The 24,452-nt window shown below is 42.9% G+C and carries 15 protein-coding genes; 11 read left to right on the top strand and 4 right to left on the bottom strand.

Annotation, left to right across the window (positions count from 1 at the left end):
• Positions 1 to 4 precede the first annotated feature (4 nt).
• The 6 genes from sov to D0X99_RS15660 all read left to right on the top strand — a co-directional run bounded on the left by sov (position 5) and on the right by D0X99_RS15660 (position 11,082).
• A complete protein-coding gene (gene sov / locus D0X99_RS15685) occupies positions 5 to 7,060 on the top strand; it encodes a T9SS outer membrane translocon Sov/SprA (protein ID WP_119478797.1) in 7,056 nt (2,351 codons plus the stop codon).
• A gap of 54 nt (positions 7,061 to 7,114) precedes the next feature.
• Positions 7,115 to 7,492, top strand: a complete 378-nt coding sequence (gene gcvH, locus D0X99_RS15680) for a glycine cleavage system protein GcvH (RefSeq protein WP_119478796.1) — start codon at positions 7,115 to 7,117, stop codon at positions 7,490 to 7,492.
• A gap of 58 nt (positions 7,493 to 7,550) precedes the next feature.
• Positions 7,551 to 7,874: a VanZ family protein gene (locus tag D0X99_RS20770; RefSeq protein ID WP_119478795.1), complete on the top strand. Its 324-nt coding sequence runs from the start codon at positions 7,551 to 7,553 to the stop codon at positions 7,872 to 7,874.
• Between the two features lie 67 nt (positions 7,875 to 7,941).
• Positions 7,942 to 8,625: an energy transducer TonB gene (locus D0X99_RS15670; protein WP_119478794.1), complete on the top strand. Its 684-nt coding sequence runs from the start codon at positions 7,942 to 7,944 to the stop codon at positions 8,623 to 8,625.
• 134 nt (positions 8,626 to 8,759) lie between these two features.
• Positions 8,760 to 9,431: an energy transducer TonB gene (locus tag D0X99_RS15665; protein ID WP_119478793.1), complete on the top strand. Its 672-nt coding sequence runs from the start codon at positions 8,760 to 8,762 to the stop codon at positions 9,429 to 9,431.
• A gap of 85 nt (positions 9,432 to 9,516) precedes the next feature.
• The gene (locus tag D0X99_RS15660; RefSeq protein WP_119478792.1) at positions 9,517 to 11,082 is read left to right on the top strand and encodes an N-acyl-D-amino-acid deacylase family protein; all 1,566 of its coding nucleotides are present in this window, start codon (positions 9,517 to 9,519) and stop codon (positions 11,080 to 11,082) included.
• A gap of 27 nt (positions 11,083 to 11,109) precedes the next feature.
• Here D0X99_RS15660 and D0X99_RS15655 read toward each other — a convergent pair whose 3' ends face one another.
• Genes D0X99_RS15655 through D0X99_RS15645 form a run of 3 tightly spaced genes read right to left on the bottom strand, consistent with a single transcriptional unit; the run spans position 11,110 to position 16,365 of the window.
• Positions 11,110 to 11,988 carry a YicC/YloC family endoribonuclease gene (locus tag D0X99_RS15655; protein ID WP_119478791.1) on the bottom strand — a complete coding sequence of 293 codons (879 nt, stop codon included), beginning with the start codon at positions 11,986 to 11,988 and terminating at the stop codon, positions 11,110 to 11,112.
• A 12-nt stretch (positions 11,989 to 12,000) separates the two neighbouring features.
• Positions 12,001 to 15,297: a biopolymer transporter Tol gene (locus tag D0X99_RS15650; protein ID WP_119478790.1), complete on the bottom strand. Its 3,297-nt coding sequence runs from the start codon at positions 15,295 to 15,297 to the stop codon at positions 12,001 to 12,003.
• A 21-nt stretch (positions 15,298 to 15,318) separates the two neighbouring features.
• Positions 15,319 to 16,365, bottom strand: coding sequence for an NAD(P)/FAD-dependent oxidoreductase (locus tag D0X99_RS15645; protein ID WP_119478789.1), 1,047 nt, complete (start codon positions 16,363 to 16,365; stop codon positions 15,319 to 15,321).
• Between D0X99_RS15645 and D0X99_RS15640 the strand changes: the two genes are divergently transcribed.
• From D0X99_RS15640 to D0X99_RS15620, 5 genes are read left to right on the top strand one after another with little or no spacing between them, the layout of a single operon-like run.
• Complete coding sequence (locus tag D0X99_RS15640) at positions 16,343 to 17,074, top strand: MBL fold metallo-hydrolase (RefSeq protein WP_449353857.1); 732 nt, start codon at positions 16,343 to 16,345, stop codon at positions 17,072 to 17,074. The genes D0X99_RS15645 and D0X99_RS15640 overlap by 23 nt on opposite strands.
• A gap of 2 nt (positions 17,075 to 17,076) precedes the next feature.
• Positions 17,077 to 17,769, top strand: coding sequence for a CDP-diacylglycerol--serine O-phosphatidyltransferase (gene pssA / locus D0X99_RS15635; RefSeq protein WP_317133432.1), 693 nt, complete (start codon positions 17,077 to 17,079; stop codon positions 17,767 to 17,769).
• Positions 17,766 to 21,017, top strand: coding sequence for a type IX secretion system sortase PorU (porU, locus tag D0X99_RS15630; RefSeq protein WP_119478787.1), 3,252 nt, complete (start codon positions 17,766 to 17,768; stop codon positions 21,015 to 21,017). Before pssA ends, porU begins: the two co-directional genes overlap by 4 nt.
• Positions 21,014 to 22,228, top strand: a complete 1,215-nt coding sequence (porV, locus tag D0X99_RS15625) for a type IX secretion system outer membrane channel protein PorV (protein WP_119478786.1) — start codon at positions 21,014 to 21,016, stop codon at positions 22,226 to 22,228. Before porU ends, porV begins: the two co-directional genes overlap by 4 nt.
• Positions 22,228 to 23,499, top strand: a complete 1,272-nt coding sequence (locus tag D0X99_RS15620) for a M16 family metallopeptidase (RefSeq protein WP_119478785.1) — start codon at positions 22,228 to 22,230, stop codon at positions 23,497 to 23,499. Before porV ends, D0X99_RS15620 begins: the two co-directional genes overlap by 1 nt.
• Here the strand turns inward: D0X99_RS15620 and D0X99_RS15615 are convergent, their stop codons facing one another.
• Positions 23,500 to 24,450 carry a glycosyltransferase gene (locus tag D0X99_RS15615; protein ID WP_119478784.1) on the bottom strand — a complete coding sequence of 317 codons (951 nt, stop codon included), beginning with the start codon at positions 24,448 to 24,450 and terminating at the stop codon, positions 23,500 to 23,502.
• Positions 24,451 to 24,452 lie beyond the last annotated feature (2 nt).

The following is a 24,452-nucleotide window of genomic DNA, read 5'->3' as shown; positions in this document are numbered from 1 at the left end:
GGGTATGCTACTGGCAGTTTCACCGGGAATAGCCCAGCAAGGTGTAAAAGACAGTATCCAATCCCGGATCGATTCCCTGAATATTCGTAGACTATCGCCCTCCTTTCTGCTTTGGCAAAACATGAGGACGAATCCACTATATCCCTACCGAAACCCTTTCCTTCGTCCCAAATCGCCATTTATTCCCACTCCTCCAGTTGACCAAAGCGTCAAGGTGTTGGTGGATTCAACTCTTCGGTACAATATCATTGACCAGATAGACAGTGCAAGGTTGGGGAATGAGCAAGAGTATGATTTTGACCAGTTTTCGCAGCTCCAGGAGTATCGGGTCAGACAGGATTACTGGAGATCAAGGGCCCGTGGAATGGACGGAGAGAGTGCAGTCGAAGGGAGAAGTCTGATCCCTCCACTTACGGTGAGCCCTTCTTTCGATCGGATTTTTGGAGGAAGTGAGATCAATATTGTCCCTACCGGATACGTCAATCTTGACTTTGGAGCTATTTTCCGAAGAGTGGACAACCCCACTTTACCAATCCGACAGCAGCAAAATGGCGGATTCAATTTCCAGCAGCAAATCCAAATGGCTGTCAATGGCTCCTTGGGGCAAAAAATGAAGATCGCCGCCAATTTCGACTCAAACAACTCCTTTGATTTTCAAAATCAACTGAAGGTTGAGTACGACGGCTTTGAAGAAGACATTCTTCAATCGGTGGAAATCGGTAACGTGAGTATGCCAATTCAAAACCGATTGATACAGGGTGCTCAGAATCTGTTTGGAGTCAAGACCCAAATGCGCTTTGGGAAATTAAATGTTACCGCGGTTGCTTCCACCCAACGGGGACGAAGAGACAACCTCGTGATCGATGCCAACGGTCAAGGAAGAGCCTTTGATCTTCCTGCCTCCAGATATGATGAAAATCGCCACTTTTTTATTGCTCATTTCTTCAGGGATAATTACGAACGTTGGCTAAGGGGTCTGCCTCAGGTTCTTTCCGGAGTAAATGTGACCCGGATGGAAGTGTACATCATGAACCGGGCAACCAATACGGAAACGCTTCGAAACTTTGCGGCTTTCATAGATTTGGGAGAAGGCAGGGTGATTTACAACCCAAGCAACCCAGCAATTGGCTCTGGAAATCCGGGCGCACCAGCTGGAAACAGCGCCAACCTGCTTTATTCCAATATTTCCACTAACCCTTCATTTAGACCTTTTGATACGGGATCAAGGGCAATGGAGTCGGCTTTGGGACTTCGAAAAGGTCAGGATTTTGAGCAGATCAACGGTGCCAGAAAACTGGAACCCACTGAATATTTTTTCAATCCACAATTGGGCTATTTGTCCCTTTTTCGAAGACTTCAAAACGATGAGGTTTTAGCAGTTTCGTTTGAATACACTTACAACGGGCAAGTTTACAAAGTCGGTGAGCTTACCGAAGATTACCAAACCAGAGCTGAAGACGAGCTGATTTTCCTTAAACTCTTAAGACCTGCCCGAATCAATCCCAGAATTCCGACATGGGATCTGATGATGAAAAACGTGTACAGCCTTAATGCCAGCCAAATCATGCGTGAAGGGTTCCAGCTACAGGTGATTTATCGGGATGACCGTACCGGCCTGGACAACCCATCCCTTTTGGAGGGAGTAAATGTCCGGGATAAACCGCTGATCCGATTGACTGGTTTGGATAATCTAAACCCGCAAAACGACCCAGCTCCTGACGGAAATTTCGACTTTGTTGAAGGACTTACGATGATTTCAGACCGGGGCTTGTTAATCTTCCCAGTATTGGAGCCTTTCGGTTCAAACCTCGAGAAAAACTTCCTGCCAGAAGAAATTGTCCTCAAGGACAAATATGTCTACGACACCCTTTACCGAACTACCCAGGCGGATGCCGAGTTGGTGACCCGACTGAATAAGTATTTTATCAAAGGAAGGCTAACCGCTGGATCCGCCAGTGAAATCCAACTTCCCGGATTGAACATTGCTCCTGGCTCAGTCATCGTCCAAGCCGGAAATATCCCACTGACAGAAGGCGTCGACTACACCGTGGACTATAACGTGGGACGACTCGTGATCATCAACGATGCGATCCTGCAATCCGGAAAACAGATCAATGTCAGTTTTGAAAAAGCTGACCTGGTGTCGTTTCAAACCCGAAGCCTTTTAGGCACAAGATTGGACTATCTGGCCAGTAAAAAACTCAATCTGGGTGGAACGTTTATGTATCTCAATGAGCGTCCCAATGTCACTCGAATTGCAACTGGAAATGAAACCCTACAGAATAGCCTTTGGGGCTTGGACGTCAATTTCAACGACGAATCACGCTGGCTGACCAAGTTGGCTGATGCGCTTCCGTTCACGGATACTAAAGAAAAATCGCTGGTCCAGTTCAATGCGGAATTTGCCCATTTGATTCCCGGGACGTCTAACCGGGTCGATGGTGATCCGGCTTCCTACATCGATGACTTTGAGGCAGCTGTAACTCCGTTTTACCTCGGAGCAGCTGCTAATCAAAACTGGAAATTGGCTTCAACCCCTCAAACCCGTGACAACCGATTTGACCTCAGCGGACTAACGGAAGACAACCTTGGAAACACGTACCGAAGGGCCCGTTTAGCTTGGTACAACATCGACAACATTTTTTACCGTGAAAGCGGGCCGGGAGTACCATCCAATTTAACCCGGGAGGATAAACAAAACCATTATGTGAGGAGAGTCATTCCTCAGGAAATATTCAAAAACCAGGATCGTGAAGTAATTATTGTACCTCAACCACTTTTTGAAATGGCATTTTTCCCAAGCGAGAGAGGGATGTTTAACTACAACCCGAATTTGACCCAGCAGGGACTTTTGCCTAATCCAAAATTAAACTATGGTGGGGTTACCCGTGCGATCACTACCGAGGTAGATTTTGATCGAACAAACATTGAATACATCGAATTCTGGTTGATGGATCCGTTTTTGCCAGGTGAAAATGGGCGGGTTTTGGATGGTGTTTTCAACCAAAACAATACGACGGGTGGAAAGCTCTTCCTCAATTTGGGTGACGTCTCCGAAGACGTGATGAAAGACGGAAGTCACGCTTTTGAAAATGGACTTCCTCCGGATGGAGATCCTACTGAAACTGGACAAAATGAATGGGGACGCATTACCAGAGAGCAGTTTTTGATCCCTGCTTTTGACAATTCGGAATCTTCCCGAGTAAATCAGGACGTGGGTTTGGACGGCTTGAAAAATGATAACGAAAAAGGCTTTTTCCAAAGTCGATTCCTTGATCGGCTCAATGTGTCTCAGGATGTCCGGAACGCCATTGAGCAGGACGTTTCTGCAGATGCTTTCCAATATTACCTCGACGATCGATTTGATGAAGCCGATGTAAAAATCCTCGAACGCTACAAGAAATTCAACGGAATGGAAGGCAATACGCCTGTATCTGCTGACCCAAATTTGCCTTACACTCCTTCCGGAAATAACATTCCGGACAATGAAGACCTCAATACCGACAACACCATTAATGAGCTGGAGAATTACTACGAATACGAGATAGATCTCAGACCAGGCCAATTGAATGTGGGGGAAAATTACATTGTAGACCAAGTCACCCACGTGGAGAATGGGGAGGAAGTCAATTGGTATCTCTTCCGAATTCCTGTTCGTCAGCCTGATCGGGTGCAGGGCAATATCACCGGATTCAAATCGATCCGTTGGATGAGAACCTACCTGACTGATTTTGAGCAACCGGTTGTGCTGCGAATGGCGGAATTCCGAATGGTGGGTAGCCAGTGGCGTGTTTTCCAGGAATCACTTTTTGAAAAGGGATTTTTCGAAGTTCCGGAACCGGATGTTTCCAATGTCGTGGTAGACGTTGTCAATATTGAGCAAAACTCCCAAGGAAGCGACAAGCAAAGTCCATATGTTTTACCTCCAGGAATCAATCGGGACAGAGACAATACTTCCACTGTCGAGCGAAGACTAAACGAGCAATCCCTACGAGTATGCGTAGAAGATTTGGCTCCAAAAGATGCCCGTGCAGTCTTTAAAAACCTAACCATTGATTTGGTTCAATACGAACGCATCAAAATGTTTTTCCATGCAAACAGTGAGGATGCACAAAACGGTGAAATCAGTGCTTTCCTTCGCTTGGGTACGGATTACACAGACAACTACTACGAGATCGAGGTTCCACTTTACATTTCTCCACTTGGCACCAATGACCCAAGAGCCGTTTGGCCATTGGAAAACGAGCTGGATATAGCCATTCAGGAAATCGTTGGAGTAAAAGTGGACCGTGACAACAGTCAATCTCCATTGACTCTTCCTTATTCAAAAGCCATTCGCCAATACAAAGTCACTGTGGTCGGACGTCCGGAACTCAGCATGGTACAAGGCATGATGATCGGTGTGCGCAATCCTGGAACAGGAATCAACTCTTCCAAGTCGGTATGCCTCTGGGCAAATGAACTTCGGGTGACTGGATTCACCAAAAACAACGGTTGGGCGGCAAATGCCTTCCTGAATGCAAAAATCGCGGATGTTGCTGTGGTATCAGCTTCCGTAAGACACAATTCCATTGGCTTCGGTGGTTTGGAAACCAAACTTTCCCAAAGGGCAAGACAGGCTACCACTCAATATGATATTTCCACCAATGTGGAAGTAAACAAGCTGCTCCCCGAAAGTCTCGGTTTGAGCATCCCGATGTATTTCTCGGTGGAAAATGCCACTACTCAGCCAGAATATGACCCTCTCAACCCGGATGTTCCCTTTGAGGTAGCCTTGGGTAAATTTGAAACCAATACCCAGCGGAATGAATACAGGGATATTGCCCAAGATCAGCTGAGCAGGCGAAATCTGAGCTTCAATAACGTTCGAAAACTCAAACGAAACCCGGATTCACCAAGTAGATTCTATGATTTCTCCAATTTGGCGTTTTCCTATGCTGTCGGTTCGGTAACCCAAACAAACGCACAGATTCAGGGCTACAATTTCAAAACCAACAGAGGTAATATTACTTATAGCTATCAGCCAAAAGAATGGCGAATAGCACCCTTCCAAAACAGTGAAGGAATGACTTCACCCTATTTGAAGTTGATCAAAGATTTCAACCTTAATTTATCTCCTACCTTGATTTTGGCAAGGCTGGATGTGGACAGACGATTCCTAAGATCCCAATACCGAAATGACCAATTGAGTACTGAAGGAGTGGATCCACTTTTCCAAAAATCATTCTTCATGAACCGCTCATTCAACATCAACTGGGACCTTTCCAATAGCCTGAGAGTTGATTTTGCATCCAGAGCAAGTTCTGTGGTGGATGAACCCGAAGGGGATTTGGACACTGAAGCCAAGCGGGATTCTGTTAAATACAATGCCTGGAGATTTGGCCGAACTACCAACTACAACCATGTCGGTACTGTCAATTATTCCATTCCATTAAACAAACTACCAATAACGGATTGGATTCAGACAGATTATCGGTATGTGGCCTCCTATACCTGGCAGACTGGAGCAATCGGTCAGAAAGACACTTTGGGTAATATGATCCAAAACACAAGAGATCAAAGTCTGACTGGCAAATTTGACTTGGTAAAACTTTACAACAAGAACAAAAAACTGGCTGCGCTCAATGCCCCCAAGCGACCCGGAGTCCCTGGAAGAAATACGCTGGCTGCAGAGGATACTATAGGTACCCCATTCAGCAACAAGCTGGTGAAATTTCTCATGATGGTGAAGGAAATAACCTTCAACTATGGGGTGATTGAGGGGACTTTCCTGCCCGGATATATGCCAAATACAGGGCTTTTAGGGATGGATCGGGCTTGGGAAAATCCGAGTTGGGCTTTTGTCTTTGGTGCCCAAAATCCAAACATCCGTTTCGATTTGGCCGAAAATGGACAAATCGCACCAAGTTCAGAATTGACCCAAACCTTCAAGCAAAACAGGGCAATGAATTTGAGATTGACAGGACTTGCCGAACCTTTTCCGGATTTCAGAGTGACGTTGGAAGCAAGAAAACGAGAGATCGGCGACTATCAGGAAATCTTCCGAAATTCTCTGGACAATCCCGGTAATTATCAATCAATCAGTCCAAATCGACTGGGTTCTTACTCCATTACTACCATAATGATCGGAACGACATTTGACAAGGATGATTCCCAAAACAATTCACCTCTTTTCACGGATTTTGAAAATTACCGATCGATCATCAAAGCAAGATTGGATGGAGAAGCATCAGGAAGTGGAGAATATGGAATAAATGGTCAGGATGTAATGATTCCGTCCTTCCTAGCTGCCTATTTGGGGAAAGACCCGAATGAAGTTAAGCTAAATCCTTTTCCAAAAACTCCGCTTCCAAACTGGAGATTGGACTACCGAGGGCTTTCAAGATTAAAAGGGCTCAGTGATAAATTCAGCAGCATCAATATCACCCATGCCTATGCATCGACTTATGATGTGAGCAATTTTTCAAACTCTCTTCAATACCAGCAAGGATTGGAACTTTTCAATACCCTTCAGGAGGTTCAAAGACCGGATATCACCAATGATGACGGACAGTTTATCCCGATTTATGTTCTTAACCAAGTTGTGCTTACAGAACGATTTGCACCTTTCATTGGTATTGACTTGCTGACTAAAGACAGATTGAATGTGGCTGTCAATTATAACCGTGAACGAAATCTTGGCCTGAATTTCTCCAATTCTCAGGTCACCGAACAGAAAAGCAGTGACTTTGGACTAACCCTAGCTTATACCAAAGCAGGAGTAAAAGTGCCTTTCAAAATACAAGGAGGTCAAAAAGTTCTCAAAAATGACCTTGTGATGCGACTTGACACCAAGGTAGTAGATACTAGACAAGTTCAGCGAAAAATCGAAGAAGGAAGTACCGTGACCAATGGAAACATGAACATTCAAATCAGACCTACCATTGGATATGTAGTCAATCAAAATTTGAATCTTACCTTCTATTTTGAGCGGACGATCAATGATCCACGGGTGACCACTGCATACAGAAGAACCTCTACAGCCTTTGGTGGACAGTTGCGATTTAATTTATCTCAATAGATTTCAATCTCACCCGATTACTCTTAATTTTGGCGCATTCAAAAAAAACTAATCATGAATTTCCCACAAGAACTTAAGTACACCAAAGACCACGAATGGGTCAGAATCGACGGCGACGTAGCGACCATCGGCATTACTGAATTTGCCCAGAAAGAACTTGGAGATATCGTTTATGTAGAAGTTGAGACAGTTGGAGAAACGATTGAAGCAGGCGAGGTATTTGGCACTGTTGAAGCGGTAAAAACGGTTTCAGATTTGTTTATGCCAGTGACTGGGGAAATTTTGGAATTCAACGAAGAACTGGAATCCGCACCCGAGCTGGTCAACGAATCTCCTTACGAAGCCGGTTGGATGGTTAAGGTAAAGATCTCCGGAGAATTACCCGCGGACCTATTGGATGCTGCTGAATACAGTGAACTGGTAGGCGCTTAATATACAAGAGTTGAGGACATTCTTGTCCATTTGTTGGCTTTTAGTTCTAGCAGTGGCAATGCTTACTCCTGGCACCAAATTGCCCGAAGTGGATTTATTTGACTTTCAGGATAAAGCCGTTCACCTTATTTGCTTTTTCATCCAAGGCTATCTTTGGTCCGGTGTTGGAGTCAAAAAACAAGAGGCGATAAAAAGCAATCCCCGAATTTGGAAGAATTTCATTGTGTATGGATTACTGGCAGGAATCATTCTGGAATCCTTACAACAATTTATCCCGAATCGGTCGTTTGAACTAATGGATATGATTGTCAATGGACTAGGAGCTAGTTTGGGATTATTGGGATATTTAAAATGGCCATTCATTAAATTCATTTTGGAATAGTCTTCAATAATTCTTACACTTGTTATTCAAAATTTGAAAAGATTAACCTGTATAAACCAATTTCACCATGGAAGCAAAAAAGTCTCCAAGCGCTGATCTAAACAAGACTGTTGGTTTGTTTACCAACATCGGTTTGGCAGTAGCTGTAGGCCTTACTCTTGCTGCTTTCGAATACAAGTCATACGATGACTCTACTCTTAAAGATGTAGGTCCGGTAAATGACAATTTCGAGGAGTTGCTGGATGTGCCTATCACCGAACAGCCACCACCACCGCCACCACCTCCACCAATGGAACAACCTGTTATTCAGGAGATTCCAGACGAGGTTGAAATCGAAGAAAAAATTGACGTTAACTTCGACGTAGACGTTAAGGAAACCACTGTAATTAAAGAAGTGGTAATTACTGAAGCGGCTCCAGTTGAAGAAAAAGCTGATGAAATCTTTGACGTGGTAGAAACTCAGCCCAATCCTCCGGGTGGTATGTCAGGTTGGAATGAATATCTTTCCAAAAACCTAAAATATCCAACTCAAGCAAGAAGGATGGGTATTGAAGGGACAGTAATCGTGGTATTCGTAATCAACACCGACGGAACTATTCAGGACGTAGAAGTACTGAGAGGGATCGGAGGAGGTTGCGATGAAGAAGCGGTAAAAGTTGTTCAAAACGCTCCTAAGTGGGAACCAGGAAAGCAAAGAGGCCGTCCAGTTCGTACTCGTATGAGACTTCCAATTCGATTCAAGCTAAGCTAATCATAAGAGACCCGAGAAATCGGGTCTTTTTTTTGGCTAAATTTTAACAACTTTTTAAATAGTTAATTTGTGTTAGAGAAGTAGTTCCCTCGAATACCTTTTGGTAAATTTTAATAACCAAAACTCTAACAATCATGGAATTAAAAAAGAATACCGGTTCAGATCTCCGCAGATGGTCTGCTCCACTTTTCAACTTTGGGCTGATCATATCAGTTGGTTCCGTATTGGTGGCTTTCGAATGGAAGGATAAAATTGAAAAACCGCTGTTACAATTGTCAATTGGCAACTCTAGCTGGGAATCTGAAGTAATACCCATTACCATTCAATCTCCACCTCCCGTAATTCCGCCTTCTACCCCAGTCAATGAATTCGAAGTGATTGAAGATGATGTTAAAATCGAAGATAGGTTGGTGATAGATATTGGTGTTTCCGAATATGACAAAATCCCTGAAATCAAATTGGACGGACCACCGGAAATCGAAACTGCACCTGAAATTTTAGACTTTACAGAGGTCCAAGCCAAATTCAAAGGAGGAATGGATGCTTGGTATACCTATCTCAAAAATAATCTGACATATCCTAAACAAGCTCAGAAGGTGGGCATCGAAGGAACTGTTATAGTACGGTTTGTAATTAATACTGATGGAAGTATTCAAGATGTAGAGGTAGTCAGATCCATTGATTCAATCCTAGATAAGGCAGCAATTGATGTAATTCAAAATTCTCCTGAATGGAATCCGGCAATTCATCATGGCAGACCTGTAAGATCAAGAATGACTATACCTATAAAATTCAAACTCAACTAAACCAACAAATTTTCCTGATTGGAGCCTGCACTGGAAGTGCGGGCTTTTCTATTTAAATTCAAAAATGTCTTGAAAAAAATTGAACATGAAAACCACCAAACTTGCCATTCTGGCCATCTTGATCTTTTCCTGCAGTACAAAGCCAAAGTATGACGTTTTGATCCTGAACGGGACAATATATGATGGCTCGGGTGGAAAGCCTTACCAGGCGGATATTGGTATCTCTGGCGATCGAATTGTTGAAATCGGTAAGTTGGATAGGAAAAGTTCAGAAGAGGTAATAGATGCTACTGGAATGGCAGTTTCCCCAGGATTCATTGATATGCATACCCATCTTGAGCCGATCATGGAATTACCCATGATGGAAAGTATGCTGAGACAGGGAGTAACTTTCGCATTGGGTGGCCCAGATGGAGGTGGTCCTTGGCCCTTCGGAGAATATTTGGATTCATTGGAATCTTTTCCTTTAGGCATCAATGTCGGATATCTCACCGGGCATAATTCAATTCGGAAAGAGGTAATGGGAATGGAAGATCGAAAACCCAGTCCGGAGGAACTTGAAAAAATGGAGTCCATGGTTTCCAGCGCAATGGATGCAGGAGCTTTTGGCATTTCTACAGGCCTTAAATATCTTCCCGGGACATTTTCGGAAGTTGAAGAGGTGATCGCCCTGTCGAAGAAGGCAGCGGAAAAAGGAGGAATTTATACTTCTCACTTACGGGAGGAAGGTCTTGGTTTATTGGCTGCAGTTCGCGAAGCTGTTTCAATTTCCAAGGAGGCCGACATTCCCGTTGTTCTCACCCATCACAAAGCTATCGGTGTCAAAATGTGGGGAGCCAGCAAACTCACTCTTGCCATCGTAGACTCGGCAAGATCTCAAGGCCTAAATATCCTGATTGACCAATATCCCTATGCGGCAAGCCATACCGGAATCAGTGTTTTGATTCCAAGTTGGGCATTGGAAGGGAACAAATTTGCAGAACGTGTCCAAGATCCAGCATTAAAAGACAGCATCAAATCCGGAATTGTTTTCAATATTCTCAACGATAGAGGAGGAAGTGATTTACGCCGAATTCAGTTTTCAAAAGTAGAATGGCAGCCAGATCTGGAAGGAAAAACCCTCCACGATTGGGCTCTTGAATCAGGATTGGAACCTTCTGTGGAAAACGGGGCTGAATTGGTAATCAAAGCTCAATTGAATGGGGGCACAGGAACCATATTCCACGCAATGGACGAACAAGACGTGGAAAACATCATGAAGCACCCAGTAACCATGATTGGCTCTGATGGCAGATTGAGCAAACCAGGGGATGGACATCCTCATCCAAGGGCCTATGGCACCTTCCCAAGAGTATTGGGAGTGTATGTAAGAGAAAAAAAGCTGATCCCACTGGAAACTGCCATTTATAAGATGACCGGTTTGTCTGCAAAAAGTCTGGGATTGAAAAACCGGGGGGAAATAGCGGTCGGAAAAATCGCCGACATCACCATTTTTGATCCTGGAAAAGTCATCGACCAGGCCACATTTTCTGACCCCCATCAATATCCATTAGGTATTGAATATGTTATTGTAAATGGGATTCCTGCTGTAGAAAGTCAGGCATTAACCGGAAAAACTTCCGGAAAAGTGATCCGAAAAAACAGGCAATAAAAAAGGGGAATTCGATTCCCCCTTTTTTTACAACACATTCAGTGATTGTTCTTTTATCTTTTCAAGTTCATCCTTCATCAGGATGACATGCTTTTGAATTTCAGCGTCATTTGCTTTGGAGCCGATGGTGTTGATTTCCCTGCCGATTTCTTGGCTGATAAATCCCAGTTTTTTTCCCTGCCCACTTTCTTCTTTCATTGATTTCAGGAAGTAATCCAAGTGTGTTTCAAGTCGTACCAGCTCTTCGGTGATATCTATTTTTTCAAAATAGTAAATCAACTCCTGCTCAAAGCGGTTGGCGTCAAAGGAATTTTCGTCCATCCATTGGGCAAAATGATTGCGGATTCGCTGTTGGATTTTTTCCTTTCTCCCTGGTTCTTCCTGCTTAATCCGCTGAAATGCCGAGCGAATGACTTGAATATTTTCATCCAACTTTGTGTAAAGCGAAGCCCCTTCGTCCTTCCTGAATCCATCACACTTCCTAAGAGCCTCCTCCAAAACAAGCTTTACCTGCTCCCAATCTTCATTTTCTTCCCGGTCCATCGGAACGGTATTGATCACATTTGGAGCTTGGAGAGCCAGCTTAAACAGGTCATCTGACTTTTCCCCCACTTGTTCGGCTAAGCTTTTGAATTCCTGATAATAGGTTTTGAACAGCTCCTGATTAATAGTGACCGGAAGATTTTGATTCCCTTTGGGAATGAAATCAATCGACACACTCACTTTACCTCTGTCGAGAATCCCCAAGACAATATTGCGGACTTCAGGCTCTTTGTCAGAAAACTGCCTTGGACTTCGTAAAGACAAGTCCAAAAATTTTGAGTTGAGCGATCGGACTTCGACCTGAATAATCATTTGCTCATTCTCAAATCCGGCTACTCCAAAGCCGGTCATAGATTTGATCATAAAAGAGGGTAATTAGAAATTATACCCTAAGGTAAAGTAAAACTTCAGGTCTTCAGTCTCATAATTTCGAATTGGCCGTGCCACATCGAACTTCACATAATAGTTCATCAAAACAGTCCTCAACCCAGCTCCATAGCTTTGAAGCCAAGGATTGTTGAAGTTGTTCAGAACCACTACAAATGGTGAGCCTTCAGTATTGATCACCTCTGTATTTTGATCATTGACTCTCTCCCATGGTGCAAAATCATTCCATGCAGATCCAATATCATAGAATCCGACAAGCTGGAAGTTTCTGACAAAATTTGAAGTGATATTTCCTCTTGACAAGTACGAGAATAGCGGGATTCTGAGTTCAGTCGTGAAGGTGATGACGTTTCGCCCTCTGATCTCATCGTAATCATACCCTCTCAGATCCACAAAGTCGGCAAATAAAATATTTGAGTTTTCAACACCTGTTGGATTTCGAACCGGTGAAGGTTCGGGCCTGTTGGATGGAGGGTTATAAAACTCATTGAAAAGCCAGTTATCCATTCCGCCCACCAAGTAATTCTGTGGGTTTTTACCCATAAATGACCCTACATAAAGCTTGGAAGCCAAGGTGATATTTTTATGGATCTTCTGATAATTTCTCAAATCCAGATAAAAATTACTGAATGACCTGTCTCCGTGATTCAGACCTTGATAATGCTGGAATCCTATCTTTCCCTTAAGGCCGGTATAAGAATAAAGCCCCATCGGCTCGGTACGGTCAAAAACAAATTCTGCTTTTCCTCCCAGATAATTCACGTCAAACCGGTTTTGATCTGGATCCTGTCCATAAATCAGGGAATCCGGATTTAGGTTGAAATATTGAGATTTGGCGACAAACGGAGCTACATAAAATCTGGAGTTGATGGTCAAAGGATAGGATACACCAGCTTCAACCTGCGTTAGGACGTACTTTTGGAAGGTAATGTCATCTTCAGTAACTCGGATTGTCTTACGATCAAATCTTCCTCTGAAATCCAACCGGCTCTTTAGGTACTCATACTCAAACCACACATCTCCCCCTGAATTAAAATCAAGGGCAGTCATGATCCCTCCCATAAAAACGTGATTGTCCAGAATATCTGTCATCTTCCCGTTCAGATTTATCCCAAAACCTCTAAGCGGATCAACTACAAATCTTGTATTGATATTGTTGGTAAAGAACTGGGGTTCCATTTCTCTCGGACCGGAAACTCTCTTCTGAAGTGATTGCTTACGGAATGTGTCCAAAAGATTAGTCCTGTTTAATTCAGGCTTTCCAGTTTCAGTTTGGGTTTGGAAAGGAGGAATAGAATCGAAGGTATAATTTTCTGTATTTACTCCTTTTCTGGATTCAAACCTCAATCTGTCCAGGTTAATTGAAGAAGTCTTGCTTCGAATCGTAGCCGTATCGGTTTGTATTTGAGGTTTGGCTAATGTAGGAGTTGTTGCTGCGGCAGGTTGCTGCGTTTGAGCCGTTCTTTGTTCCAATAATCTCCGGGCAGCTAATCGCTCATTGAGATCTTTTGCCTGGGCCAATTGAATTCTCGGAGTACTTGGAGTAAACTGGTCCGCTCCGCTGTACCCTTCCACAAACAGGTAGGACTCTTTACCATTTCTTACAGCATAGGCGATTTTGTTCATTCGACTGGTGATGTCATACACCTCGATACTCTTATCAAAAGCAGAAATCTGATTTGACACCTGATTGCCAATATTGAATCGCATCAAGTTGGTAACTCCACTCAAATCACTGAGGAAAAGTAGGGTATTGCTGTTTACTTTTCTCGGTAAAAGGTTTTTGCTGTTGGAATTGGTAAGCTTGGTAAATGTGGTGGTATCCTTGAGCACGTCCGCTCTGAACAGATTATACTGGTTGGGTAGAACTCTGATATCCGGGGTAGCGGTAAGCACAGAATCAGGGAGATCAGTAAAGTTCGATGAATAAATGATTACCGAATCATTCAAAAATGTCGGGGTCAGGTCATCAAAAATATCATTGGTAAGTCGCTTACCTTGGCCTCTGACATTCAAGGTATAAACGTCTGTCTTCCCATTGGAAATGGCAGAAAGAACCATATTTTTTCCGGATTCATTGAAATCAAGACTCAGAATCTGAGTAATGTTTCTAAGGAAAATTTTATCCTGACTGGATCCATCAATGGAACGAAGCCGCAACGTAGTGAAGCCTCTTTTAAATGATGCAATAGCAATATTTGCAGAATCCCTCCAGGCTATTATCGGTGAATAAAGGTTTGGAGTAAGTTCATCATATTGCGCTCCTCCCTGAAAAATCGTCTGCTCAGTCCCTGATGAAAGATCCCGCACCAATACTTTAAACTTACCTGCATTATTCAGCACATAGGCGAGCATCAATCCATCCGGACTGAATTTGATATCACTGATCGCACCATCCAAACGCGAGGAAGTTTGGGCGATAGCAGATTTGGGACTTACATTTTTGAATGAATTGTAAACAGGCTCATTTACTTTTAAGTAATAACTTTTCCAATCTTCAAAAAAAGTCCGGGCATTAAGACCAATGGTATTTGCAATGCTGTTTTCCTCGTTTCTGTTAATTCTCGACAAGTTCAAAATACTGGAAACGTATCGTCTTCCGTATTTTTCGGCGATGTAATTCCAAATGGACTGTCCAACTAACCCTGCTTCAATTCCGGTCAGATTGAGAATTTTTGGATTTGAATTATCCTTTAAAAACTGTCGGATAAAATCATCCATTTCACGACTCCATCCTTTTGCCAAATAGAGTGATGCTCCATCAATGTACCATTCGGGAAAATCATTGACCAAGTTTGCCTGAAATGCATCTGCCACGGAAGCACCATAAAGCATTTCCCTAATTATCACTTTAGAGGTTGCATAAATGATGTCTTCTTTAAACTGATCAATTCTGCCTTTATAGGCCAATTCTGCAATCAGCCTGGTAAATTTCGTCTGACCGTCTTCAGAATATTGCTGGGAGTTGAGGTTTAGATTACTTTGAAGTAATTCCTCAGGGGAATTATAAATGTAAATTTTTGGCTTCGTATAGGCCACATAGCCAATCATCTGAGTCAGTTTATCAAACTCAGACTCCAAAAATTCGATCGCCATCTTTGCATTGGGTCCTCCCCGGTCGTAATAATAGACCTCAAAATTGTTGGAGGAGTAAAAATACCAATCTAGCTCCTTGTGCTGCACCCGGTTTTTTCCAAATCGCTCTTGATCAAATTGAGCCTTGGAAATATTCGAGTAACCCAGAAAAAGAAATAAGATCAAAAGCCGGAAGAAGATATACCGCATTCGAATCAAAATTGATAGGTTTTAAATATACTTAAAATACCGTGCGATGTCCACCTCAGTACTGATTGGCTTGGAATAAAGAAGATAATCACTCATCATTTTGCTAAAATAAGGAATGAGCGATACACCTTTAGCTCCAAATCCATTGAATATGTAAACGCTATCTTCCAACGGATGTTTGCCGAGAAATGGTTTTCGGTCCTTGGTGGCTGGTCGGATTCCTGTCTTGTGACTTTTTACCGACTCTACCGGCACTCGGACTAGATCTTGAAGTTTGTCCAAAATTTCATTTTTGGCCGATTCGGTTGGACCTTGATCCAAATCATGCCAGGTGTAGGTTGACCCAACCCTGAACAGATGGTCACTTAACGGAACTCGAAAAACTCCCCTATTGACAATGAAATCAGGATTGAATTTTTGCTCCACCTCAAGAATTTCCCCTTTTACCGGAGCAAACGGGAGATAACCGAAAAATCGGCTTTGAAGTGATCCAAGGCCATTACAATAAATAAGATTCTTTGCCGAAATATCTTCATAATTCCAGCCGGTTGAAGTCTTTTCCAATTTTGCTTCATCAAAACTTTGGATAGAAAGTCTATCTCCAAAGTACTCAGACATCCCATCCAGGTATTCATTAATGTTCAGCCATCCTGACATTTTCAAAAGGACGCCACCGAATGGATCTCTAAGTTCCTGGTATTGACTTTCCGAGAAAATTTGCTCTATAAACATACCAATCGCCGGATCACTGGAATGACCCATCCATTCATTTTGCTCCTCGATTGATAAAAAGGGTCGATAAATCTTTTTCCGGGTAAGAAATTCCCTCCCAGTCACCAGTTCCATTTCCTCGTAAAATGGCTGGATTTCCGGAAAGAGGAATTCTGCTTTCCAGGATTTGACCATTTTACGGCCTGTTACCGGATTGAAAAGGCCGGCGGCGACTCTACTGCTTTTGTTCTGATCAGGTTGGTCCAAAATCAGGATCCTTTGGCCGGATTTCTCCAGTCGATAGCCTAGCCCCGTACCTGCCAAACCTTGTCCTATGATCAAAAAATCAATTTCCATAATCCAAATTAAGGGCATAATTCATTACTTTGCTGCGATCTCGCATACTTTTGCAATGCTTCATATCAAGTCCTTCACCTTCAATCCCTTTCAGGAAAATACCTACTTGGCCTACGATGATCAGGGCTCAGCAGTACTTGTTGATCCCGGATGCCATACTGCCGGAGAACGCGCAGAATTGGAAAATTTCATCCAGACAAACGGCTTGAAAGTAGAGAACTTGCTCAATACCCATTGCCATATCGATCATGTCCTTGGAAATGCCTGGGCAAAAAAGCGGTTTGGAATCCCGCTTTGGATTCATGAAAAAGAGGTTTCTGTTTTGAAATCAGTGGAAGTCTATGCCCCCAATTATGGATTTCATGGATTTGAATCGAGCTCCGCTGACCACTTTTTGTCAGAGGGACAGGAATTTAAAGTGGGACAAGAAATGTTGAAAGTCCTCTTTGTTCCCGGACATGCTCCCGGGCATGTCGTTTTTTATCATGAAAAAAGCGGGCAATGCATTGCCGGAGATACGCTCTTCCGGGGAAGTATCGGACGAACGGATCTTCCAGGGGGAAATCATGAACTGCTCCTTAATAAAATCCGCACCGTGCTTTTTTCGTTACCTGATGAAACCATCATTTATTCAGGTCATGGACCGGAGACCAAGATTGGTTTTGAAAAAGTGTATAACCCCTTTGTGGGAGAAAGAGCTGTCTATTGAAATTGAAAGCACAAATACCCAACCTCCTGACTCTGCTCAATTTGCTTTTTGGAGTCATCGGAATCATTCAGGTGTTGGATGGTGAAATCCTTCAGGGAGCCTTTTTTGTTCTGATCGCTGCAGGATTTGATTTCTTCGATGGGTTTGCTGCCAGACTGTTGAAGGTTCAAAGTGACATGGGCAAAGAGCTGGACTCGCTTGCAGACGTGGTTTCATTCGGGGTTTTACCAGGATTGATTCTGTTCGAAATGGCTACAAGTTCCACAGATGCGGGCTCCTCCTATTTGCCTTACCTGACACTTATCGTGCCCATGCTTTCTGCTTACCGCTTGGCAAAATTCAACTTAGATACCCGTCAAAGTGAGCGTTTCATTGGACTTCCTACGCCTGCCAACGCCCTTTTCCTAAGCACACTTCCCCATCTCGGCCTTCAATGGCCGGCGCTTGGAAATTGGCTTGAATCACCTGTCGTCCTGATCGTGGTTGCTTGGGCTTTTGCCCTTTTGTTGGTTTCCGAACTCCCACTGATTGCTTTGAAGTTCAAAAGTTTTACGTTTTCCAAAAACCGCTTTCGGTACTTCCTGATTTTGCTGAGCTTGGTGATGTTTGCATGGCTGCAATTGGCGGGAATCCCAATTGTGATTTTAGCGTATATTGGGCTATCCGTGATCGAAAATGCAACGGGAAGTGAATGAGGAAAAAAATCACAGGTTGGATTCTGCTGCTTCTTTTTGGATTCTTTTCTGAATCTCACTTTGCACAGGCTCAGTTTTTTCAATTTAAAATCAAAGATGCCGGAGTTTACAAAATTTCCTCCGAACAGGCTCGCCGGTTGGGCTTTTCAAACCTAACTGAAATAAGCATTTTTGGATTTCCAGGAATGCTCCCCCAAAAACTTGATTCCGCCCAACTCAAACTCCAGGAGATCCCTTCCTTAGAGCAGGAAGGAAACTTATATTTCTATTTAACCGGACCAAACTCAATGACTTTTTCGGGAGCAGACGATGTCAGCTATTCCCATCATCTTTTTTCAGATTCGCTGAGTTTTTTGTTGGGCAAAAGCAAAAGTCCAAAACGAATTATGCAAGTCAATGCTTCGTCGGAACTCCCAGAACCCAACCAAATCTGGTATTCCTGGACCACTATCAAAGAAGAAAAAAACAACCTTTTGAATTCAGGAAGGGACTGGTATTCAGATCCCATTCGACAGGGACAAAGTCTAAACATCAATCTTGGATTAAAATCTGAAACTTCTGCACCTTGGATTTTGCATGGAAAAGTCATGGGTCAGTCGTTTAACTCGGCGCAAATCAACATCCTTTCGGGTAATCAATTGCTTGGAGAAATAAGAATAAACCCCATCCCCAACACCACCTATGGAATAAAGGGACGAGAGGAATTTTTTACCTGGCAGACTAGTCCTAACGGAGGTGCGCTTTCCCAGATCAGATTTACCTTCCAAGGCTCAGGATCGGAATCCGCGGGCTACTTGGGTTATTTAGCCGTGGGAGTCCCCTATTCCAATTCGAATTTGAAAGAAGGAGTATTTGAAGCAAAAGAAGTAAACAGAATCGCTCTCCTTCCAAACCTCAACACTTGGGAAATCAGTGATTTTTATAATCCGATTGAACTACGCACTACATCCGGCCGGAGTGCTGAGGGGAAAAAGTGGGTAATTTTTTCTCCCCAAAAAACACCTGAAATCAGTCAATTCAAGCCAATCTCCTTAAGTATCAGGGAGCAATCGATTTCGCCTGATTTATTGATTATTACCAATAAGTCGCTCCTTTCTTCAGCAAACAAACTTAAGAATCACAAGGAAAGTCTTGGGACAACCTCTCATGTGGTCACCGTGGATGAGATCTTTCAGGGATTTGGGTATGGCAATCCCGATCTGACGGCAATTAGAAATTTTATCGCCTACCTCTATCATCCCGAAAAGAGCCTTAAAAATGTGCTGATCCTCGGAAAAGGAACATTTGATTACAAAAACAAACTCGGAGGACGACCAAATCTCGTCCCGATATATACCAGTAGGTCCAGTTTAAATCCACTCACTACCTTCAGTTCGGATGATTACCTTGGATTGGTTGATTGGGGACAAGGAGAATGGATAGAAACACGTGAGGGAGATGAGTTACTTCAGCTCGGGGTCGGTCGACTGCCTGCTATCAACTTCACAGAAGCCAATGAAATGGTTGAAAAAATCATACGGTATGAGACCTATCCGATTAAAAAACCTCAAGTTCCTCTGGTAAGTTTTCTCGCTGATGATGCAGACAATAACATCCATGTTCGCGATGCTGAGGTACATTCTGACTACTTAAGCAAGAATCATCCGGAAATACTCCAGAATAAACTGTATTTGGATCGGTTTGAGCAAGAGAAATCCGGAACCAGTCAGAGTGCTCCTCAAGCAAAAAAAGCCCTTGAGAAAACCCTTGAAAATGGAACCTTGATTCTCAATTACATTGGACACGGGAATGAGACCACCTTAACCGCTGAGGAGATTTTTAAGGTCTCGGATATTTCAAATTGGGCGAAAATGGATCAACTCGCACTGTGGGTGACAGCAACCTGTGAATTTGGCCGACACGACAGTCCTTTTATCCGATCTGCAGCGGAAGAACTTCTCTTTGCATCAGGAAAAGGTGCCGTTGCTTTGCTAACCACTGGAAGACCTGTTTTCAGCAGTGTGAATTTCGCCTTAAATGAGGCATTCATAGAGGAGGTTTTTCAAAAGGATGAAGGCCAATATCAGGATTTGGGAAGGATATTCCGAAACACCAAAAACAACAGTCAAAACGGGGCCCTAAATCGAAATTTTTCCCTGCTTGGTGACCCAAGTTTGAAACTGGCCTTACCTGATCTTGGGATTAAAATAAACTCAATTAAAAACACCTTAACCGGAAATGAGACCGACACCCTTTCTGCTTTTCAGGAAATCGAACTGAGGGCAGAAGTAACTGATCCGATTTCCGGTTCCGGCCAGTCTGGTTTCAATGGCACATTCCAACTCGAGTTGAGAGACAAACCGGCAAAGGTCGAAACACTGGGAGACGAAAGCAGTCCTGTTGTTTTTGAAGAAGAAAGTCTCTTGCTGTTCAAAGGTGAAGGAAAAATTGAACAGGGAAAATTGACCGCAAAATTGTTTATTCCAGCTTCCACCAAACCGGATTTTGGAAATGGAAATCTTCGGATTTCGGGATTTGATCCTTCCTCAGGATTTCAGGCAATGGGAAATGAAAACCCGATCCTCGGTGGAATGGAAGAAAATCTATCCAAGGATCAAGAAGGGCCAGAAATATCTGTCAAAATCAACGGTCAGGGCACAGGCCCATTCATTTTCCCCAGTACCCAGCTCGAAATCGGTGCTTTGCTTTCGGATCAAAGTGGAATTAACGTCTCCGGATTTATTCCAGGAAAAGAATTAAGCATTCAGGTAAATGACCTTGAGCCAATCATCCTAAATGAATCTTATCTTGCTTTGGATGGAAGTTTTCAGAAAGGCAGTTTTCTAACCACCGTAACAGGATTGACGGAAGGGATAAACAAGTTGATAATCAGAGCTTCTGACAATGTCGGTAATGAAAGCGAATTTCAAGTTGAAATTGAAATTAGAGGAAGCGAACAACTCCAAATCATAAGTCAGAAGGTTTATCCCAACCCGGCCAATGTGGAAAGTCAATTTGAAATAAAACACAACAGACCTGGTGAAAACTTAAACCTTACATTTGAAGTTTATTCCTCTAGTGGTCAGATACTATTTTCAGAAGCAATTCGTTTGGTAAAAGCCGAAGAAATTATCCGGGATTTGTCTTGGATTTTTTTCCAAAGTCAGACAAAATATCCAGCAAAAGGAACTTATATTTACAAATTAACGCTTCAGGCAGAATCTGATCTTTCGGCAGACTCGGTGAGCGGAAAACTAGTGATTCAATGAACAAAAAGGCCTTAAGAAGCAGGAAAAGCATACTTCTAATTGTTTTTGCCTTAGCTGGTTTTTCTTCCTACGCACAGAACAGTGTGATTATTTCTGGTCAGGATCCTAATCGACGTGTAATCACTACTGCTGTCCCTTTTTTGAATTTCGCTCCGGATTCCCGTCATTCTGCCATGGGTGATGTGGGTGTCGCTACTTCACCTGATGCTAATTCAGCACATTGGAACTCTGGGAAATTGGCCTTCATCAAAGAGGATTTGGGATTTTCACTCTCCTATTCTCCTTGGCTCGGAAAATTGGTCAATGATATGTCCGTCAGTTATTTGACAGGCTTTAAGAAAATTGACGAAAACTCAGCTTTCGCCTTTGATCTTCGGTATTTTAATATGGGTGACATCCAGCTGACAGACGGAAGAGGTAATGAATTGGGTGAATTTAACCCTCGGGATATTGCAATCGGAGGAACCTATTCGAGAAAGCTCTCCCAATATTTTGGTCTTGGTATCTCTGCACGTTTCATTTATTCAAATCTTTCAGGAAATATTTCTTCCACCACAGGTTCCGAGGCCAAAGCAGGTGTCGGGGTGGGGGCAGATATCGGACTTTACTACCAGAAGCCAATCTTCATCGGATCAAAAGAAGGAACTTGGTCTTGGGGTATGGCTATCACCAATATAGGCCCGAAAATCACATACAACAGTGCAGAGGATTTGGATTACATTCCTACAAACTTCCGACTTGGAACTGCCTACGCCGTGAATTTTGACACAAACAATTCTCTGACCTTCGTTTTTGATGTCAACAAGCTGATGGTACCCACACCTCCACAGTATGCGACCAATGAAGATGGAACTTTGGCCACTGATGAAAATGGTGAACTAATTATTGAAGCTGGAGAGGACCCTAACCGAGCGCTGATTTCCGGGATGTTTGGATCCTTCTCTGATGCACCGGGCGGATTTGAGGAAGAAATGAAAGAATTCACCCTTTCTTTCGGAGTAGAATACCTTTACGCTCAAAAATTCGCTTTGCGCACGGGTTATTTCTATGAAAACCCAAGCAAGGGCGGAAGAAGATATTTCACGATGGGATTGGGCTTTGATCTCAATAAAATAGGCATTGACTTTTCTTACTTGGTTCCCCAAGTACAAAACCACCCTTTGGCAGAGACACTTAGGTTTTCCTTGCTCTACACCATTTCCAACAATTAATGTTTCCGGATCGGTCAAAAGCGCCTGAATTCATCATTCCGGCTGATTTCGAATTGTCCTCTCCGAAAATTCATTCAATTTCAGGAGAACGAAAGTTGTATTTCATTCCAACTCCAGGGCTACAGGCAGTAAAATTGGAAGCAGTTGGAAACAGTCAAAGGCTCTCCATTCCGCTTCAAAAATCTTTGGTTCCTTCGTTTACACTCCAAATGTTAACAGAAGGCACAAAGGAGCAATCAGAGTCCGAACTTTCTGAGTTTTTTGACTTTCATGCCAGCGAGGTTCACCCAATGATCTCTTACTCTCATGAGGGAATGAGTTTACTTACTACAAAAAAACACCTTTTGGAAGTACTGCCGGTGTTTTTTTCATTATTCGATCAGGCAATTTTTCCTGAGGAAAGTTTAAATAAACGCAAGTCACAGCGGAAACTCAGCATCAAAATGGAGCATGAAAAGTCGGCATCCCGTGCTAGCCAACTTTTCAGAAAAGCACTTTTTGGAGGAAATCATCCCTTTGGTCAAGAAATAACAGAAACGCACGTAGATCAGGTAAGTCGGGTAGATTTGGTGGATTACTATAAAACCAAACTCTGGACTTCCACTGAGTTTTTTATGTCCGGCGACTTAGATGATCAAGAGTTAAATTCGATTGAAAAATTTCTGAATCAACTTCCTTATCAAAAAGAAACTCATTCTCCCGATCTTCCGATATTAAATTCCCTGCCATCCATCGACGAAGACCGTTCAACAGCCTTGCAAAGCAGCATTAGAATCGGCACTTGGTCCATTCCAAAATCCCACCCGGATTTTATGGCACTATCGGTGTTCAACACTCTTTTGGGAGGGTATTTTGGTTCCAGACTGATTAAAAATATCCGAGAAGACAAAGGGCATACCTACGGGATTTATTCCTCACTGTCTGAAATCGGTGATTTCAATTATTGGGTGATTGGTGCAGATGTGCAAAAGGCACATAGGCAGGAGGTCATCGAAGAGATCTATAAAGAAATCAATCTATTGGCGACAGAACCTATTTCCACTGAAGAGTTGGAAGTGATTAGAAATTACTTGATCGGTCAGATGCTCAGTCGATTTAGCTCATCATTTGATTTGATGGACCGTTTTCGATCCGTGCACCATTCGGGATTGGACTTTGATTTTTACATGAAAAAACTGGCTTTCCTAAGAACATTCGGCGCTGAGGATATTTTGACAGTTGGTAAAAAGTACTTCTCCAATCCTCCTTTCACCGAAGTAATCGTAGGCTGATTAGGTTAGTTGTATATAAAGCCAGGAAATATCCCATTTTTTTTTTGCCCAAAGTCGGTACAACAAAAACCTTGGGTCCTTAATCCCGAGATTTTCACCCATTTTCACCAATTCCAAGGCAGGTTCAAAATTTGCCGACCAAAGCGCATGTTTTAACTCAAAAAGGATTCTTGTTTTAAGCGCTTTGTTTTCTTCCTCTGTATAATTCATTTGCTGGATTTTGGAGCAGACCCTGACTGTACTTGGAAGCATTTGGGATTGATATCTGTGGTATTGGCCAGCTGACATTGATCCAGCATGCCTTCGCTTTAGCACACCGATATGGTCTGAAAAAACGACCGGATAATTCCTCGCCAATCTTATTTGAATATCAAAATCCTCATAATAAAGTGATTCATCATACCCCCCCTCCTTTCTCAGAATTGAGGTATTGAAGACTACCGTAGGCGAACAGATAAAACTCCTTTGGATCAAGGTTTCGTAAATGTTGCTCAATTCGATTTCCTCATCAAGTTCTCCGGAGGAATTGCGTTTATAAAATGTGTTAACCTCTCCCTGCTCATCCAGGATGTAAGCATCGGAGAAAACAAATGCAGCCTGAGGAGAGGTTCTCAACACCCGAATAGAAGACGAAAGGTGATCTGGGTAAAGTACGTCATCACCGGATAAATCCACCAGATAATTGCCTTGTACGTTGGACAAAATCTCATTAAAAAGTTGGCAATAAGGCTTTGTCTCCTTTTGAAAAAAGGCCTGAACAGAAAGTTTTCCGGAGGAATTATTTATCCAATTTTGGATTTTCTCAGCAGTTTCATCCGTACTTCCATTATCTACCACGATAAGTTCTTTGGCATAGTAATCCTGCAGGAGCACACTTTCAAGTGTTTGTTCAATCCATTTTTCGTGATTGTAAGCGATGCATATGACCGTAATCCGATCTGCTACTTCCATGG

The sequence above is a fragment of the Algoriphagus lacus genome, from assembly GCF_003583985.1.
Taxonomy (GTDB): Bacteria; Bacteroidota; Bacteroidia; order Cytophagales; family Cyclobacteriaceae; genus Algoriphagus; species Algoriphagus lacus.
This window is presented reverse-complemented; position numbering and strand designations above follow the sequence as displayed.